Here is a 16,233-nt window from a genome sequence, read left to right as displayed (position 1 = left end):
CCTCGAAACGTTGGGACTCACCTGCCACCCGGACGAGTGAAGGAACCGAGCATGCGAGCAACCGTGATGTATGGGGCCGGCGACGTGCGTGTCGAGGACGTACCCGACCCCGTTGTGAAGGAACCCACCGATGCGATCGTGCGGGTCACCCGAGCCTGCATCTGCGGTAGCGATCTGTGGCCGTACCAGTCGATGCCGCACAAGGACGGTGGCAGGCGGATGGGCCACGAATTCATCGGCATCGTCGAAGACGTCGGCGCTGACGTGTCCGGTTTGGGGCGCGGCGATCTGGTGGTCGCCCCCTTTGTGTGGGCGGACAACACGTGTGACTTCTGCCAGGAGGGATTGCAGACGTCGTGCCGTCACGGTGGTGGTTGGGGCGCTCCCGGCGTCGATGCAGGCCAGGGCGAGGCCGTGCGCGTCCCACAGGCGCAGGGCACGCTGGTGAAGCTTCCGGTGGCGGAGGACTCGGCGCTCATGCCGTCCCTGCTGACGTTGTCCGACGTCTTCTGCACCGGTCACCACGGCGTGGTCACGGCCGGGGTGGGGCCGGGATCTTCGGTGACCGTCATCGGTGACGGTGCGGTGGGGCTGTGCGCAGTGCTGGCCGCCAAGCGGTTGGGTGCCGAGCAGATCATCCTGAACGGCCGGCACACGGTCCGCACCGACCTCGGGCGCGAGTTCGGCGCTACCGACGTCGTCGCCGAACGCGGCGACGAAGCCGTCGAGAAGATCCGCGAACTCACCGGCGGTGACGGTACGCACGCGGTGATCGAATGTGTCGGGACCGAGCCGTCGCTGGCCACCGCCCTCGACGCGGTCCGCGCCGGTGGTCGCGTCAGCCGCCTGGGCGTATCTCAATACACCGAAGTGCCAATGGGTTTCGGCACGTTCTTCCGCAACGTCACCCTCACCGGCGGTGTCGCGCCCGCTCGCGCCTACATCGAGGAACTCATGCCCGATGTTCTCGACGGCGTCATCGAACCCGGTCGGGTGTTCGACCGGACCATCGGTCTCGACGAAACCCCCGACGGCTACCGCGCGATGGCCGACCGCGAGGCCCTCAAGGTGTTGATCGAGCCATGACACTGCTCCTTCAGGACCGTGATGAGCGTGGTGTCGTCACGCTCACCCTGAACCGCCCGCAGGCCTTCAACGCGTTGTCGGAGGCGATGCTGACCGCCCTCGGTGACGCGTTCGACGGGCTGGCCGAAGACCAGACCGTGCGGGCCGTGATCCTGGCAGCGTCCGGCAAGGCCTTCTGCGCTGGGCACGACCTCAAGGAAATGCGGGCCGAGCCGTCGCTGGCGTACTACGAGCGATTGTTCGAACAGTGCACCAAAGTGATGCTGTCGATTCAGCGCCTCCCCGTGCCGGTGATCGCGCGGGTCCAGGGGCTTGCCACCGCAGCGGGCTGCCAACTTGTCGCGATGTGCGACCTCGCGGTGGCGAGCGATGACGCACGGCTGGCGGTGAGCGGCGTCAATGTCGGGCTGTTCTGTGCGACTCCGGGAGTGGCATTGTCGCGCAACGTGCCTCGCAAGGCCGCCTTCGAGATGCTGGTCACCGGTGAGTTCGTCTCTGCCGAGCAGGCCCGGTCGCTGGGGCTGGTCAACCGGGTGGCGGCAGCGGACGCCCTGGACGACGAGGTAGAGGCGCTGGTCGCGAGCATCGTGGCGAAGCCCCGGGTTGCCGTCGCGATGGGGAAAGCGTTGTTCTACCGGCAGATCGAGGCCGACATCGAGTCTGCCTACGCCGACGCGGGCACGACGATGGCCTGCAACATGATGGATCCGAGCGCACTCGAAGGTGTGCAGGCCTTCATCGAAAAACGCTCTCCCACTTGGTCGGTGGCGTCGACGTAGCCGGCGGCGCCACCGACTGGTCGCGACGTCAGGCGGCGTGGCGGTGCCGGGTATCCGCCGAGGGGGCAATCAGGTTCATCGATTCTCCACCGGGAAGGACAGCCATGGTCCGGTCTTCGGTGCGGACTTGGCCTTCGGCACGGTACATCTCGCGATAACGATCCACCTGACCCTGGTCGACCGGGGTGGAGAACATGCTCACGTTGTTGGTCGGGGCGCCCGGTAACCGGGCAGCACTCAGTCTCCGGGCACTTGCCCGGAAGCCGGCCACGGCGCTGCCGAGGCAGGCGACCATTGCAACCGCTGCGACGACCGCCAGGTTGCTGCCAAGCGCCATGGCCGTGACGAACAGTCCGAGTGCGACGAATGCGACAAGCAGGAGAACGTACGCGACGTTGGAAACCGGAATGCGACGGAAAGCCTTCAGCATGGGATCACCTCGTAGGAATCGAATGTGCGGACGAACGAAACGCTACGCGGAGCGTATCGTTCGATACGTATAGCGTAGCGCATAACCGGGATGCGATATTCCCGGCAGGCGATTGGCGAGCGAAGGAGGCCGGGCGGTGGCGCAGGGAAGGGTCGAGGACGGCATCGCGGAATCGACGCTGCACCTGCTGCGGAGCGGCGGACCTCGCGCCGTGACGGTCGAGGCGGTGGCCGCGCACTCAGGAATCGCGAAAACGACGATCTACCGGCGGCATCCAAATCGACGGGACATGCTCGCGAGCGCGCTGTCGCGCCTCGCGTCCCCGGGTCCGGTGGATCCAGATGCGACAGCGCCCGAGCGGCTGCGGTGGCTCATCGCGCAGGCGGTCGGGATGGTCGAGGACGGCATCGGCCTCGGTGGCCTGGCGGCGATGCTCACGGAGGATGATCCCGAATTCACCGCCGTTTTCAGGCGGATCCTCGTCGACCAACGTGCGGCGCTGGCTGCCGTGGTCGATGCCGCAAAGGCCGATGCTTCGATGCGCGCGGACGTCGACACGGTGACGCTGATCGATGCGGTGGTCGGTGCCTACATCGCCGAAAGCGCCCGGACCGGCGGTGCCCAGGAGGGCTGGGATGAGCGCTTGTTCCGGCTCTTCTGGCCTACTGTGCGAGCGTCGGACTAGGCCACCGGCGTTGATTTCGGTTATCGCCGCTGCAACTCGATGACCGGGATGACCCGGTCGGTCTTGGTCTGGTATTCGCCGAATCCCGGCGCCTTCTCGACGATCCGTGGATAGGCGGCATCGCGCTCGGCCCGCGGCATTTCCCGAGCATGTACGTCGTAGGCGTCGGTGCCGATCTCGATGTGGGCATCGGGATGCGCGCGCAGATTGTGCAACCACGCGGGGTCGACATCAGCGCCCGCATAGGAACCGACGATGGCGAGTTTCCCGTCGAGGTCGAACGCCATCACCGGGTTGACGCGCTCCTTGCCGGACTTGGCTCCGGTGGTGTGCAGCAGGAGAAGGGTCGCACCCTCGAACGGACCGCCGACCTTGCCTCCATTGGCCCGGAACTCGGCGATGATGTTGTCATTCCAGTTGTCTGCCATGGCTTCCTTCCTACGCCTGCACACCGCGATGAGGCCCGCGGATCACGAAATCGCGGTCGTGGTGATGTGGACCGACGAGGTGAGGGTCTGGTGTACCGGGCAGCGCTCGGCGATGCCCATCAACCGTTCCCGTTGGGTGTCGTCGAGGTCGCCGACCAATTCGATCTCGCGATCGATGTGGTCGATCATGCCCTTGGTGGTCTCACAGTCGGCACAGTCTTTGGCATGAATACGGGAGTGCCGCAACGCTACTCGTACCTGCTGAAGCGGCCAGCCTTTGCGGTTGGCATACATCCGCACCGTCATGGACGTACACGCACCCAGGCCGGCCAGTACCAGGTCATAGGGATTCGGGCCGGAATCGTCGCCCACCGGAAGGGGCTCGTCGGCGATGAGTTGGTGGCGTCCGGCGGTGATCTGCTGGGTGTAGGTACCGGCGCCCGTCTCGGCCACGGTCACCACACCGACCGGCGATGCGGTGTCGCGCCCGGGTTCCTCAGATGTCATCCCGCTCTCCTCAACAAGTCGATCGATGGCTTTCCAGACCGGATCGTCGCATGAGTTGTCCGTCCGCAACCTGGGTACCGCGGGCTTGCGGGGGAACTGCTCGCCGAGGAAATCAGCTGTTGCAGGAAGTGGGATTTTATGGCTCCCGCAGCGCGCGTTTAGCGTCGGATTCATGGAGCGGAATTTTCAGTCGGCCGGTGAGTTGGCGGTCGCGTTGCGCGCCGGTGAAGTGTCCTCGGAGGAACTGACCGAGGCGGCGATCGCCGGGATCGAGCGGGATGATCCGGTGATCAACGCGATCTGTGTGCCCGACTTCGACCGGGCACGAGAGACGGCGCGGGACGCCGACCGGGCACGTGCCCGGGGTGAAGACCGGCCGCTGCTGGGTATTCCGGTGACGGTCAAGGAGTCCTACAACATGGCCGGGCTGCCCACGACCTGGGGCATGCCGCAGTTCCGGGACTTCCGGCCGGCCGAGGACGCGGTACAGGTGTCGCGGCTCAAGGCCGCCGGTGCGGTGGTGCTGGGTAAGACCAACGTCCCGTTGGGGCTGCAAGACATCCAGACCTTCAACGACATCTACGGCACCACCAACAATCCGTGGGATCCCGGTCGTACCTCGGGCGGATCCTCAGGCGGCTCGGCGGCGGCCCTGGCCTCCGGGTTCGGCGCCCTGTCCATCGGCTCCGACCTCGCCGGATCGTTGCGGACCCCCGCGCATTTCTGCGGCGTCTACGCGCACAAGCCGACCCTCGGCCTGGCCGCGATCCGCGGTATGACCCCGCCGTCGACCCCGGCATTGCCGACCGAGTCCGACCTCGCCGTCGTCGGTCCGATGGCGCGCACTGCCCGCGATCTCGCACTCCTGCTCGACGTGATGGCAGGACCGGACCCGCTGACTCTCGGTGTGGCACACCGGGTGACGCTGCCGCCCCCGCGTCATGAGGGCCTCGGCGACTTCCGGGTCCTGGTCCTCGATGAGCATCCGTTCCTCGCAACCTCAGCCGCGGTGCGCGCCGGCATCAGCCGGGTGGCGGATGCCCTTGCTTCCAGCGGTGCCCGCGTCGAACGACACAGTCCACTGCTGCCAGATCTGGCCGAAGCCGCGTTGCTGTACACGCAGTTGCTGTTTTCCAGCACCTCGGCGCGATTCCCGGTCGACGCGTACGAGCAGCTGCAAACCCTCGCCGCCGGCCTGAGCCCAGACGATCAGAGCCTCGATGCGGCTCGGTTGCGCGGAATGGTGTCGAGCCACCGCGATTGGATCGAGGTGAACAACCGTCGCGAACTCCACCGCCAGGGCTGGCGACAGTTGTTCGGTGAGTTCGATGTCGTCGTGTGTCCGATCACGCCGACTCCGGCGTTCCCGCATGACCACAACCCAGATCTGTTGGAACGTCGGATCGATGTCGACGGTGTCGAGTACGCGTACTTCGACCAGCTCGTCTGGGCCGGACTGGCCACCATGCCCGGCCTGCCCGCTACCGCCGTACCGGCGGGGCGGTCCGCCGAGGGACTGCCGGTGGGAGTGCAGCTCATCGGTCCGATGTTTGAGGACCACACGCCGCTGCGGCTGGCCGAACTGCTCGAACAGCAGATCGGTGGCTTCCAGGCACCTCCGGGTGCCTAGTCCGCCAACGTCACGTCGACCGACGCCAGGCGGTCCGGATCGCCGATGATGTCGATGACATGGATCCGGCCGTCCCGAATATCAAGGCGCAGTAGGGACTTGAGCTGACCGGCGGGCGCGACGACGATGCCCGCGGCGCCGTCGAGAACGGCGACCTCGCCGCCGCGCGCTGTCGCGGCGAACAGCTTGGACTCCTCGACGAACTCCCGGGCGCCCCGAAGCTCGACGGGAATGTGCCCGCCGACGAGCACTCGGTCCACGCGGCGCACCACGTCGGGGTCGAGGATCTCCAGCAGAGCGTCGAGGTCGCCCTCCTGCGAGGCTGCCAGGAAAGCTCGCGCGACGGACAGGTGTTCGGCGGTGGGGCGAGCCGCGCTGGTTGCACCCCGCACCCGCTCCCGGGCCCGGCTGGCCAGTTTCTTGGTGGCTGCCGGCGTGCGGTCGAGCAGCGCGGCGATGTCGTCGAAGGGCACGGCGAAGGCGTCGTGCAGAACGAACGCCACGCGCTGGGCGGGGGAGAGCCGGTCGAGCACCACCAGCAGGGCGCGGCCCACCGACTCGGCCATGGCCACCTGTTCCTCGGCGGCCGGAGCCACGGCAGCAGGAACGTGCTCGTCGGCGCCGAGCACTTCCGCGCGGCGTTTCCGCTCCCGGAGTCGGTCGAGGCATTCGTGGGCGGTCACCGTGGTGAACCAGCCAGTCGGATTGGTCACCTCGGCGATGCCGCGCCGGCTCACTTTCAGCCACGCGGCCTGGACCGCGTCGTCGGCGTCATGCACCGAGCCGAGCAGTCGGTGGGCGACCTCGCGTAAGTGGTGCCGATCCTCCTCGAACCGGGCGGCCAGGGTCTCCAGATCGGTCACAGCGTCACCTTCCGGGCGTCGGAAACGTCATCAAGGTGAACCACCACCGCAGCATCCGAACATGGGAGACGACCATCATGACCCTACAACTCGGCATGATCGCGGCCGTGATCGTCGCGATCGCCATCGTGGCCAATGGGGCGATGGCCGTCGCGGACCTCGCCGCGGTCCGCTTCGTCCTCGCGAACTCCGCCGAGGTCGGTGTCCCGCGGAGTTGGGTACCGACCCTCGGACTGCTCAAGGGCGCGGGCGCGGTCGGACTGCTCGTGGGCCTGTTGGCCTTCCCGCCGCTGGGTATCGCCGCCGCGATCGGGCTGATCGGGTTCTTCGTCGGCGCCGTCATCACCCACATCCGTGCGGGCGTGTTCTACAACATCGCCTTTCCCGCCGCGTTCCTCGTGCTCGCGGTCCTCGCGCTTGGGGCCTTCCTGGCGGGCTGACCCTGGCTGTGGATGCCAGGAACTGCAAAGGCCCCATCCCTCGCGGAATGGAGCCTCTGCAGTTCGGCGTGTGAAGTTTGCTGCGGGATTCAGGCGCTGCGGCGGATCCCCCGCTTGAGCAAGAGCTCGCGCTCGGACTCGCTCAAGCCGCCCCAGATGCCATAGGGCTCGCCGACGGCGAGCGCGTGGGTGCGGCACTGGGTGATCACCGGGCAGCTGCGGCACATCTCCTTGGCGCGAACCTCGCGTTGCGCCCGGGCCCGCCCGCGCTCGCCATCGGGATGGAAGAACACTGACGAATCGACTCCACGGCAAAGTCCCTGCATTTGCCAATCCCAGATATCCGCATTGGGTCCGGGAAGTTGCTGCGGCTGCGGCATTTGGAAAACCCCTCTCTGCTCGCCCATTTCGCCAAAAGTGGGCGGGTTTGAGTCGGTGGAACCGAACTGAGCACATGTCGCCGATGACCGCTCGTGCACACAAACTAGGGGGGCCCGATAAAGCGAGTCAATACCTTGCCGATGTGCTAAAGGACATAACCGCAGGTCGAGAATTTACATCACGTTCATCATTGTGACGCGGTGACCGAGACATCGGTGTTAAGGATCTGCTAGAGGTCATCGGATTTTCCCTGCTCGGACCAGAGGTGTCGTCATGCGCTATTCCGGCCGGGCGATAGTTAGTTGACCTGCCATTAACATTCGAGCCATCAATTGTTAACTAATTGTCGCCGGCAACGTGAATTCCGGCGTATCCGTCCGTGCCGGGTTGCCCACGAACCCGGCGGTACCGACGGTATTGATAGCGTCGCTGACCGATGACTGCAATCGCAGGGGCCGCCGCGGCCCTGGCTGACGCTGCCTTCGGGGCCGACCCCGGCCGCTGGCCGCTGCCCGGCGCGACCACGCCGCACGAGCGCTGGCTGCGGGCGGTCGCCGCCGGCGGGCAGGGGCGCTACGCCTGTGCGCTCACCGAGCTTGCCGAGATCCTGCGGTGCCAGGACTCGGGTCCGTTGGTCTCGCTGGTCCACAGCACCCGCGCCTCGTTTCTTCGCCAGCTGGGTGGGCACGCGCGCGCTCGCGGCGCCGACGGCCAGGCGTGGGCGCACCGCGGCGACGATGACGAGGCCGCCGGCGACGCGCTCGTCGGGCTCGCCGCCGACGCCTTGGGGATGGGCCGGTTCGGGGTGTCGGCCCGACTGCTCGACCGGGCTCGCGCCATAGACACCCCCGGCGACTCGCGGCAGCGGATCCGGCTGTCGTGGGTGAGCGCCGAACTGGCCATGGTCCAGGGCCGCGGCGCCGAGGCCGTCGAACATGCCCGATGCGGAGTCGCGGCCGCGGCCGGTCACCGCTCGACGCGCCACGCCGTCAAATCCGACGTCGTGCTGGCCGCGGCGCTGTGCAGTGCCGGCGAGCTCGACGCCGCGCGGGAGGTCGCCGACGCGGCACTGCCGGCCACCGAGAAATTCGGACTGATCCCGCTGCGCTGGGCGTTGGCGTGCGTGCTGGCCGACATCGGCAGCGAGTCACACGACGCTGCCCAAATCAACCGGATCCGGGACCTCGGCGCCGATACAGTGCGTCGCAGAGGCGGGGTGTGGGCCGGCGCCTAGATCTGGCACCGGCAGGGCCCTGCCTCATCGATCGTTATTGTTTAGCTGAGCCAATCCGCCCCGAGTGTCGGTGCAACGTAACGCTGGAGAGATCGCCCACGATGACAAGTTCGGGAGACCGTCTCGACATTGTCGTTGCTGACGCAGTGGCAGGTGATCGGAACGCGCTCTCGGAAGTGCTGGAGATCATTCGGCCGATCGTCGTTCGGTATGTCCGGGCGAGGGTGGGGGCGACCGAGCGCAGTGGTCTATCAGCTGATGACGTTGCGCAGGAGGTTTGCTTGGCCGCCATTACGGCGCTGCCGCGCTACAAGGATCAGGGACGCCCGTTCCTGGCCTTTGTCTACGGCATCGCTGCGCACAAGGTTGCTGACGCGCATCGCGCGGCAGCCAGGAACCGTGCCGAGCCCACCGAGGTGGTGCCCGAGCGGTTCTCCCTTGACGCGGGGCCCGAGCAGACCGCTCTCGACACCGAGTCTTCTGAACGGATGGCCAGGCTGCTGTCCGTGCTGCCCGAGAAGCAGCGCGAGATCCTGATCCTGCGCATCGTCGTCGGCATGAGCGCCGAGGAGACCGCGGAGGCCGTCGGAAGCACCGCCGGCGCCGTGCGCGTCGCGCAGCACCGTGCGCTCGCCCGGCTGAAGAACGAGATCATGGCGACGGGGCGCGACCATGCCTGACTTCGGCCGCTGGACCTCAAACGGTGGTGATCCGTCCCTCAACGAGATCAACCGGTCCGAGAAATTCATCGAGGCGCTGTCCCTCGAGCGGCAGGTCTATGCGACCGACCGGGAGGAGGCCGAACTGGCCGTCCTGCTGGCCGGTTGGCGCGACGACGCACGACAAACCCCGATGGCGGGCATCGCGACACCGCGTGAGGCCGTCAAGGCGCTCGACAAGGCGACCGGGCAGGGTCGGGTGCGCATCCCGATGGCGCTGGTGGGCTCCATGGCGGCCGCGGTGCTGTGCCTCGGCGGGTTCGGTGCGGCCGTGTACGGCTCCGGCCCGGGCGATGCCCTCTACGGGGTGCGCGGATTGGTCTTCGGGTCCGCGCCGGTAACCCGCGACGTGGGGGTCGAACTGGCGTCGAGCGAGCTCAAGCAGGTCCAGCAGATGATCGACGACGGGCAGTGGGAGCAGGCCCAGCAGAAGCTGCAGACCATCACGACCACGGTCGCCACCGTCGGCGACGAGCAGCGCAAGCAGGAACTCGTCGACCAGTGGCAGCAACTGTCGGTCAAGGTGGAGAACCGCGACCCGAACGCGACCGTGCCGCCCGATGCACCGCCGGTGGTGTTACCCGAGGTGACGGTGACGACGACGCCGCAGTCCCCGTCCACGCCGGGGGAGACGACGCCGACGTCGCCTTCGACACCGACGACCGGGCCTTCGACACCGACGACAGAGCCCAGCCCGGGTTCGGAGACGTCCACGTCACCCACGTCGCCATCGGAGAACCCGACGTCGCAACCGACGACCAGCCAGCCGTCGACGCCGCCGTCGTCGACCACGGCCCCGACGCCGTCGAGCAGTGCCGAGCCGACGACGAGCGCGCCGGCCACTGCGACAGAGTCCTCGCCCGCCTCAACGCCGGCGGCGCCTCGCACGTCCTCGGCGCCGACCACCACGGCCGCACCGGCGGCCGAAGCGCCCGCGGTGACCACTACGACTGTCGCGCCGACCGTCGAGCCGACATCCGTGCCGTCCGCGCCGTCGGTGCGTACCACGCAGGCCGCACCTGTGGAGCCCAGCAGTGGCGGAGGTCACGAAAGCCCGTCGGGCGGACATAACGGAGAGGGCCCGGCATCGCCGGGGATCGAAGTGCCCCTGTTGCCGGGGCTAGGCGGCGGTCAGCGGTAGCCGTCGGTGTCCGAGGTCGCCTCGTTGAGGGACGCGTCAGCATAGCCGCGGCAGTAGTCCCACGTCACGTAGGCATCGGGCTCGGGGTCGTAGGCCGGCTCGTGCGGGCGCACCGTGCCGTCGACGAGCAGCTGCAGCAGGTTGGCCCGCAGCATGTCCCAGTCGTGGTAGTGGTCCTGCTGGCATTCGTCACAGCAGACGACGAGACCGCGAATTCCCTTGTGCGCCAACAGCGCCTCGTATACCGCGAGATCAGCTAGATCAGCCTCGACAGCCGTCCGTTCCTGAGGGTCCAGCGGCTGGCCCGGCTCGATCGCGTCCAGCGCAGCAGAAGGATCGCAAGGATCATCGGCAAACGGATCGGGCGGCAAACCAGGGGGGAGGTGGTCACGCACGAGTCCCACACTACGCAGCCGCACAGGTATCGCGCCAGCCGTCCTGATGCGCGGGGGGATGTGCACCCTGAGGTGCAAGGAACGGCAACATCACTGTCAATAACCGAGCCGATAGAATCGGGTTATAAGCCCCACGCCTGCCACTGGAGGCCCCACCCATGTCGATCGCTGAAAGCAGCGTTCCCATTGCCGTACCGGTGTCGACCGGCGGCGACGATCCCACCAAGATCGCGATGCTCGGTCTCACCTTTGATGACGTCCTGCTGCTGCCTGCTGCCTCGGATGTGGTCCCGGCCACCGCTGACACCTCGAGCCAGCTGACCCGGAACATCCGTCTGCGGGTGCCGATGGTCAGCTCCGCGATGGACACCGTCACCGAATCGCGGATGGCCATCGCGATGGCCCGCGCCGGTGGGATGGGCGTGCTGCACCGCAACCTTCCGGCCGCCGAACAGGCCGCCCAGGTGGAGACGGTGAAGAGGTCGGAGGCCGGTATGGTCACCGACCCGGTCACCTGCTCGCCCACCAACACCCTGGCCGAGGTCGACGCGATGTGCGCCCGGTTCCGGATCTCGGGGCTCCCGGTCGTCGACGAGGCCGGGCAACTCGTGGGGATCATCACCAACCGCGACATGCGCTTCGAGGTCGACGAGAACAAGCCCGTCGCCGAGGTGATGACCAAGACGCCGCTGATCACCGCCCAGGAAGGCGTGTCCGCCGAGGCTGCCCTCGGCCTGCTGCGCCGCCACAAGATCGAGAAGCTGCCGATCGTCGACGGTCACGGCAAGCTGACCGGCCTGATCACCGTCAAGGACTTCGTCAAGACCGAGCAGTTCCCGTTGGCCACCAAGGACAGCGACGGCCGGCTCCTGGTCGGCGCTGCGGTGGGCGTCGGCGACGACGCCTGGGCGAGGGCCATGACACTGGTCGACGCCGGAGTCGACGTGCTGATCGTCGACACCGCCCACGCCCACAACCGCGGCGTGCTCGACATGGTGGCGCGGGTGAAGCAGACCGTGGGCGACCGCGTCGAGGTCGTCGGCGGCAACGTCGCGACCCGCGCCGCGGCCGCTGCGCTGGTGCAGGCCGGCGCCGACGCGGTCAAGGTCGGTGTGGGCCCCGGCTCGATCTGCACCACCCGCGTGGTCGCCGGTGTCGGCGCCCCGCAGATCACCGCGATCCTCGAAGCCGTCGCCGCCTGCAAGCCCTACGGCGTGCCGGTGATCGCCGATGGCGGTCTGCAGTACTCGGGCGACATCGCCAAGGCGCTGGCGGCCGGCGCATCGACGGCCATGCTGGGCTCGCTGCTGGCCGGCACCGCCGAGTCGCCGGGCGACCTGATCTTCGTCAACGGCAAGCAGTTCAAGAGCTACCGCGGCATGGGCTCGCTGGGTGCCATGCAGGGACGCGGCGGTGGCAAGTCCTACTCCAAAGACCGCTACTTCCAGGACGACGTGCTCTCCGAGGACAAGCTGGTGCCCGAGGGCATCGAGGGCCGGGTGCCGTTCCGGGGGCCGCTGGGCTCGGTGATCCACCAGCTCACCGGCGGGCTGCGGGCAGCCATGGGCTACACCGGCTCGGCGACCATCGAGCAGTTGCAGCAGGCGCAGTTCGTCCAGATCACGGCGGCCGGGTTGAAGGAAAGCCACCCGCACGACATCACCATGACTGTCGAGGCCCCCAACTACTACACCCGCTGAATCGGTGGGGCAGGAGACTAAGAACAGTCATGCGCGACATGGTTGAAATCGGCATGGGCAGGACCGCCCGCCGTACCTATGAGCTCGACGACGTCACGATCGTGCCCTCGCGGCGCACCCGTTCGTCCCAGGATGTCTCGACGGCCTGGCAGCTCGATGCCTACCGCTTCGAGGTTCCGGTCATCGCACACCCGACCGACTCGCTGGTGTCGGTGGAGTTCGCGATCGAGATGGGGCGCCTCGGCGGTCTCGGCGTGCTCAACGGCGAGGGGCTGATCGGCCGGCATGCCGATGTCGAGGAGAAGATCGCGAAGGTCCTCGATGTCGCGGCGAACACCGACGACGACTCGGCGGCGATCCGCATGCTGCAGCAGCTGCACGCCGCCCCGCTGGACCCCGACCTGCTCGGCGCGGCGGTCGCGCGCATCCGCGAAGCCGGCGTGACCACGGCGGTCCGCGTCAGCCCGCAGAACGCTCAGGCCCTGACCCCGACGCTGGTGGCCGCCGGGATCGACCTGCTGGTCATCCAGGGCACCATCATCTCCGCCGAGCGGGTCGCGTCCGACGGCGAGCCGCTCAACCTGAAGACCTTCATCTCCGAGCTCGACGTGCCGGTGGTGGCCGGCGGCGTGCTCGACCATCGCACCGCGCTGCACCTGATGCGCACCGGCGCGGCCGGCGTGATCGTCGGCTACGGCTCCACTGCCGGTGTCACCACGAGCGACGAAGTGCTCGGCATCAGCGTGCCGATGGCCACGGCGATCGCCGACGCGGCGGCCGCCCGTCGTGAATACCTCGACGAGACCGGCGGCCGCTACGTGCACGTGCTGGCCGACGGCGACATCCACACCTCTGGCGACCTGGCCAAGGCGATCGCCTGCGGCGCCGACGCCGTCGTGCTCGGTACCCCGCTGGCGGTGGCCGACGAGGCGCAGGGCAGCGGTTGGTTCTGGCCGTCGGCGGCGGCTCACCCGTCGTTGCCGCGGGGCGCGCTGCTGCAGGTGGCGGTCGGGGAGCGGCCCAGCCTGGAGCAGGTGCTCACCGGACCGTCCGACGATCCGTTCGGCTCGTTGAACCTGGTCGGCGGTCTGCGCCGATCGATGGCCAAGGCCGGGTACTGCGATCTCAAGGAATTCCAGAAGGTCGGCCTGACGGTCGGTTCCTGATCTCGGCGGGATCCCCAGACCGGGCCCGCTGCGCCGTTTTCTGCACCAGGGTTGTGCTCGGGCGCTGATCGCGACCCTGAGGTAGAAATCGGTAGAGGTCGCCGCCGCATGGAGAAATTCTTCTTTACAAGTTAGGGCCTCCTGTCTAGAAGTTACCTGCGGGTAGCGTCATACTGGTCACATGCAGCCTGACTATGACGTCTTGGTGATCGGTTCGGGATTCGGCGGCAGCGTCAGCGCGCTGCGCCTCACCGAGAAGGGCTATCGGGTCGGAGTACTCGAAGCCGGCCGGCGGTTCACCGACGCCGACTTCGCCAAGACCTCGTGGGATCTGCGCAAGTTCCTCTGGGCGCCGCAGCTGGGCATGTATGGCATCCAGCGCATCCATCTGCTGCGCAACGTCATGATCCTGGCCGGCGCCGGTGTTGGCGGTGGATCCCTCAACTACGCCAACACCCTGTACGTGCCGCCGGACCCGTTCTTCAACGACCCGCAGTGGAAGGACATCACCGACTGGCGGGCCGAGTTGATGCCGCACTACGACCAGGCTCAGCGGATGCTCGGGGTCGTGAAGAACCCGACCTTCACCGACGCGGACCGCATCGTCAAAGAGGTCGCCGACGACATGGGTTGCGGGGATACGTTCGTCGCCACACCGGTTGGCGTGTTCTTCGGTCCCGACGGTGAGATGACCCCCGGCAAGACCGTGCCGGATCCCTTCTTCGGCGGAGTCGGCCCGGCCCGCACCGGGTGTATCGAGTGTGGCGAGTGCATGACCGGTTGCCGTCACGGCGCCAAGAACACGCTCGTCAAGAATTACCTCGGCCTGGCGGAATCGGCCGGCGCGCAAGTACATCCGTTGACCACCGTGACGAGTTTCGAGCAGCGTGCCGACGGTGTCTGGGAGGTCACCACCGTGCGGACCGGCAGCAAGCTGCGTCGTCACCGCAAGACTTTCACCGCGAATCATCTGATCCTGGCGGCCGGGACGTACAACACCCAGAAGCTGCTGTTCAAGATGCGGGACACCGGCAAGCTGACCAAGCTCTCCGACAAGCTGGGCGTGCTGACCCGGACCAACTCCGAGTCCATCGTGGGGGCGCAGACCCTCACGGTGACACCCGGCATGGATCTCACCCATGGCGTGGCGATCACCTCCTCGGTGCATCCCACCTCCGACACCCATGTGGAACCGGTGCGCTACGGCAAGGGTTCCAACGCGATGGGCCTGCTGCAGACGCTGATGACCGACGGCACCGGGCCGAAGGGCACCGACGTTCCTCGTTGGCGGCAGTTCCTCGATCAGGCCCGCGAGGATCCGGGCAAGCTGGTCCGGCTCCTCAACCCGCAGCGGTGGAGCGAGCGCACGGTGATCGCGCTGGTGATGCAGCACCTGGACAACTCGATCACCACCTTCACCAAGCGTGGGCCCGGGGGCAAGCGGGTGATGACGTCCAAACAGGGCCACGGTGAACCGAATCCGACGTGGATCCCGGTGGGCAACGAGTTCACCAGGCGGATGGCGGAGAAGGTCGACGGCGTCGCGGGTGGCACCTGGGGCGAGCTGTTCAACATCCCGCTCACGGCGCACTTCCTCGGTGGGGCGGCGATCGGCGACAGCGCCGAGCACGGTGTCATCGACCCGTACCAGCGGGTGTACAACTATCCGACGCTCTACGTCATGGACGGCGCGGCGATATCGGCGAACCTCGGCGTGAACCCGTCGCTTTCGATCACCGCGCAGGCCGAACGCGCGGCGTCGCTCTGGCCGAACAAGGGACAGAACGACGAGCGTCCGGCTCAAGGTGAGTCCTACCGGAAGCTGGCGCCGATCGCTCCCGAGCGTCCCGTGGTGCCGGCCGAGGCTCCCGGTGGGTTGCGGCGGCTGCCGATCGAACCCGTCAACACGGGCGGTTAGCCCCCGCCGCATTCCGGGTACCTAACCCTCGCCGGGCGGCACCGTCCGGCGAGGAAGGGTGTGGCGATGCGAAAGGCATTTCACGACGAGTTGGCGGCATTGTCCGACCAACTGGCCGAGATGTGTGCACTGGCGGTCAGCGCGATGCAGCGGGCCAACGAGGCCCTGCTCGACTCCGATCTGTCCTTGGCCGAGCAGGTCATCGCCGACCACGAACACATCGCCGACTACAACCGCCGCATCGAGGAGTCCGCATTCCGGCTGCTGGTCCTCCAGCAGCCTGTCGCCGGCGAGTTGCGCACAGTGGTCGGGTCGATGCACATCGCCGCCGATATCGACCGGATGGGCGCGCTCGCTGTCCATGTCGCCGACATCTCCCGGTTGCGTCACCCCGATTGCGCCCTGCCTGACGAAGTGCGCGCGAGTTTCACCGACATGGGATCGCAAGCCGTCCGGTTGGCGCAGACCGCGCAAGAGGTGCTGGTGTCGCGGGATCCGGACGCCGCCGCGCGACTGCGCGACGAGGACGACGGCGTCGACGCCGAGCACCGCCACCTGTTCACCCTGCTGCTGGACCGTCAGTGGGAGGACGGGGTGTGCTCGGCTGTCGACGTCGCACTGCTGGGCCGCTACTACGAGCGGTATGCCGACCACGCCGTCGAGATCGGCAAGCGGGTGATCTTCGAGGCCACGGGTGGACGGCCCGTGCACAAGAAATTGGCCTGAGCCGG

General features: G+C 67.6%; 18 protein-coding genes. 12 read left to right on the top strand and 6 right to left on the bottom strand.

Annotated elements, in window-relative coordinates:
• Positions 1-51: 51 nt before the first annotated feature.
• Together AC4ELH_RS15950 and AC4ELH_RS15945 are read left to right on the top strand one after the other, a co-directional pair.
• Positions 52-1,086 carry a zinc-dependent alcohol dehydrogenase family protein gene (locus AC4ELH_RS15950; RefSeq protein ID WP_064878423.1) on the top strand — a complete coding sequence of 345 codons (1,035 nt, stop codon included), beginning with the start codon at positions 52-54 and terminating at the stop codon, positions 1,084-1,086.
• Positions 1,083-1,865: an enoyl-CoA hydratase gene (locus tag AC4ELH_RS15945; protein ID WP_498885331.1), complete on the top strand. Its 783-nt coding sequence runs from the start codon at positions 1,083-1,085 to the stop codon at positions 1,863-1,865. The genes AC4ELH_RS15950 and AC4ELH_RS15945 overlap by 4 nt, the downstream gene beginning before the upstream one ends.
• A 28-nt stretch (positions 1,866-1,893) precedes the next feature.
• Here AC4ELH_RS15945 and AC4ELH_RS15940 read toward each other — a convergent pair whose 3' ends face one another.
• On the bottom strand, positions 1,894-2,295 hold the full coding sequence (locus tag AC4ELH_RS15940) for a hypothetical protein (protein ID WP_448445722.1): 402 nt from the start codon (positions 2,293-2,295) through the stop codon (positions 1,894-1,896).
• Between the two features lie 136 nt (positions 2,296-2,431).
• Between AC4ELH_RS15940 and AC4ELH_RS15935 the strand changes: the two genes are divergently transcribed.
• A complete protein-coding gene (locus AC4ELH_RS15935) occupies positions 2,432-2,980 on the top strand; it encodes a TetR/AcrR family transcriptional regulator (RefSeq protein WP_498885329.1) in 549 nt (182 codons plus the stop codon).
• 20 nt (positions 2,981-3,000) lie between these two features.
• On the opposite strand, the gene AC4ELH_RS15930 is transcribed toward AC4ELH_RS15935, so the two are convergent.
• Together AC4ELH_RS15930 and AC4ELH_RS15925 are read right to left on the bottom strand one after the other, a co-directional pair.
• Positions 3,001-3,408 carry a nitroreductase family deazaflavin-dependent oxidoreductase gene (locus AC4ELH_RS15930; protein ID WP_055109748.1) on the bottom strand — a complete coding sequence of 136 codons (408 nt, stop codon included), beginning with the start codon at positions 3,406-3,408 and terminating at the stop codon, positions 3,001-3,003.
• Between the two features lie 42 nt (positions 3,409-3,450).
• Positions 3,451-3,915 carry an OsmC family protein gene (locus AC4ELH_RS15925; protein ID WP_498885327.1) on the bottom strand — a complete coding sequence of 155 codons (465 nt, stop codon included), beginning with the start codon at positions 3,913-3,915 and terminating at the stop codon, positions 3,451-3,453.
• A 172-nt stretch (positions 3,916-4,087) separates the two neighbouring features.
• Here AC4ELH_RS15925 and AC4ELH_RS15920 point away from each other — a divergent pair, with 172 nt between their 5' ends.
• Positions 4,088-5,545, top strand: a complete 1,458-nt coding sequence (locus AC4ELH_RS15920) for an amidase (RefSeq protein WP_498885325.1) — start codon at positions 4,088-4,090, stop codon at positions 5,543-5,545.
• On the opposite strand, the gene AC4ELH_RS15915 is transcribed toward AC4ELH_RS15920, so the two are convergent.
• Positions 5,542-6,408 (bottom strand): sigma-70 family RNA polymerase sigma factor, encoded by an 867-nt coding sequence (locus tag AC4ELH_RS15915; RefSeq protein ID WP_498885324.1) that lies wholly within the window; start codon positions 6,406-6,408, stop codon positions 5,542-5,544. The two genes, AC4ELH_RS15920 and AC4ELH_RS15915, sit on opposite strands and share 4 nt — an antisense overlap.
• 95 nt (positions 6,409-6,503) lie before the next feature.
• Between AC4ELH_RS15915 and AC4ELH_RS15910 the strand changes: the two genes are divergently transcribed.
• Positions 6,504-6,848 (top strand): DoxX family protein, encoded by a 345-nt coding sequence (locus AC4ELH_RS15910; RefSeq protein ID WP_064960857.1) that lies wholly within the window; start codon positions 6,504-6,506, stop codon positions 6,846-6,848.
• 89 nt (positions 6,849-6,937) lie between these two features.
• Here AC4ELH_RS15910 and AC4ELH_RS15905 read toward each other — a convergent pair whose 3' ends face one another.
• Positions 6,938-7,228: a WhiB family transcriptional regulator gene (locus AC4ELH_RS15905; RefSeq protein ID WP_055111427.1), complete on the bottom strand. Its 291-nt coding sequence runs from the start codon at positions 7,226-7,228 to the stop codon at positions 6,938-6,940.
• A 437-nt stretch (positions 7,229-7,665) separates the two neighbouring features.
• Between AC4ELH_RS15905 and AC4ELH_RS15900 the strand changes: the two genes are divergently transcribed.
• The 3 genes from AC4ELH_RS15900 (at position 7,666) to AC4ELH_RS15890 (ending at position 10,323) form a co-directional block, all read left to right on the top strand.
• Positions 7,666-8,463, top strand: coding sequence for a tetratricopeptide repeat protein (locus AC4ELH_RS15900; RefSeq protein WP_448445710.1), 798 nt, complete (start codon positions 7,666-7,668; stop codon positions 8,461-8,463).
• A 101-nt stretch (positions 8,464-8,564) separates the two neighbouring features.
• Complete coding sequence (locus AC4ELH_RS15895) at positions 8,565-9,143, top strand: sigma-70 family RNA polymerase sigma factor (RefSeq protein ID WP_055109741.1); 579 nt, start codon at positions 8,565-8,567, stop codon at positions 9,141-9,143.
• Positions 9,136-10,323 carry an anti-sigma-D factor RsdA gene (locus AC4ELH_RS15890; RefSeq protein ID WP_498885321.1) on the top strand — a complete coding sequence of 396 codons (1,188 nt, stop codon included), beginning with the start codon at positions 9,136-9,138 and terminating at the stop codon, positions 10,321-10,323. Before AC4ELH_RS15895 ends, AC4ELH_RS15890 begins: the two co-directional genes overlap by 8 nt.
• On the opposite strand, the gene AC4ELH_RS15885 is transcribed toward AC4ELH_RS15890, so the two are convergent.
• Positions 10,314-10,718 (bottom strand): DUF5319 domain-containing protein, encoded by a 405-nt coding sequence (locus AC4ELH_RS15885; RefSeq protein WP_003882245.1) that lies wholly within the window; start codon positions 10,716-10,718, stop codon positions 10,314-10,316. The two genes, AC4ELH_RS15890 and AC4ELH_RS15885, sit on opposite strands and share 10 nt — an antisense overlap.
• Positions 10,719-10,876: 158 nt before the next feature.
• On the opposite strand from AC4ELH_RS15885, the gene guaB reads away from it, so the two are divergent.
• From guaB to phoU, 4 genes are all read left to right on the top strand, one after another.
• Positions 10,877-12,418, top strand: coding sequence for an IMP dehydrogenase (guaB, locus tag AC4ELH_RS15880; protein WP_055109737.1), 1,542 nt, complete (start codon positions 10,877-10,879; stop codon positions 12,416-12,418).
• A 38-nt stretch (positions 12,419-12,456) separates the two neighbouring features.
• Complete coding sequence (locus tag AC4ELH_RS15875) at positions 12,457-13,584, top strand: GuaB3 family IMP dehydrogenase-related protein (protein ID WP_498886181.1); 1,128 nt, start codon at positions 12,457-12,459, stop codon at positions 13,582-13,584.
• Positions 13,585-13,765: 181 nt separating this feature from the next.
• Positions 13,766-15,502, top strand: coding sequence for a GMC oxidoreductase (locus tag AC4ELH_RS15870; RefSeq protein WP_448445705.1), 1,737 nt, complete (start codon positions 13,766-13,768; stop codon positions 15,500-15,502).
• A gap of 66 nt (positions 15,503-15,568) precedes the next feature.
• Positions 15,569-16,228, top strand: a complete 660-nt coding sequence (gene phoU, locus AC4ELH_RS15865; RefSeq protein ID WP_064878378.1) for a phosphate signaling complex protein PhoU — start codon at positions 15,569-15,571, stop codon at positions 16,226-16,228.
• The last annotated feature ends 5 nt before the right edge of the window (positions 16,229-16,233 follow it).

The organism is Mycobacterium shunyiense (assembly GCF_058270075.1).
This window is presented reverse-complemented; position numbering and strand designations above follow the sequence as displayed.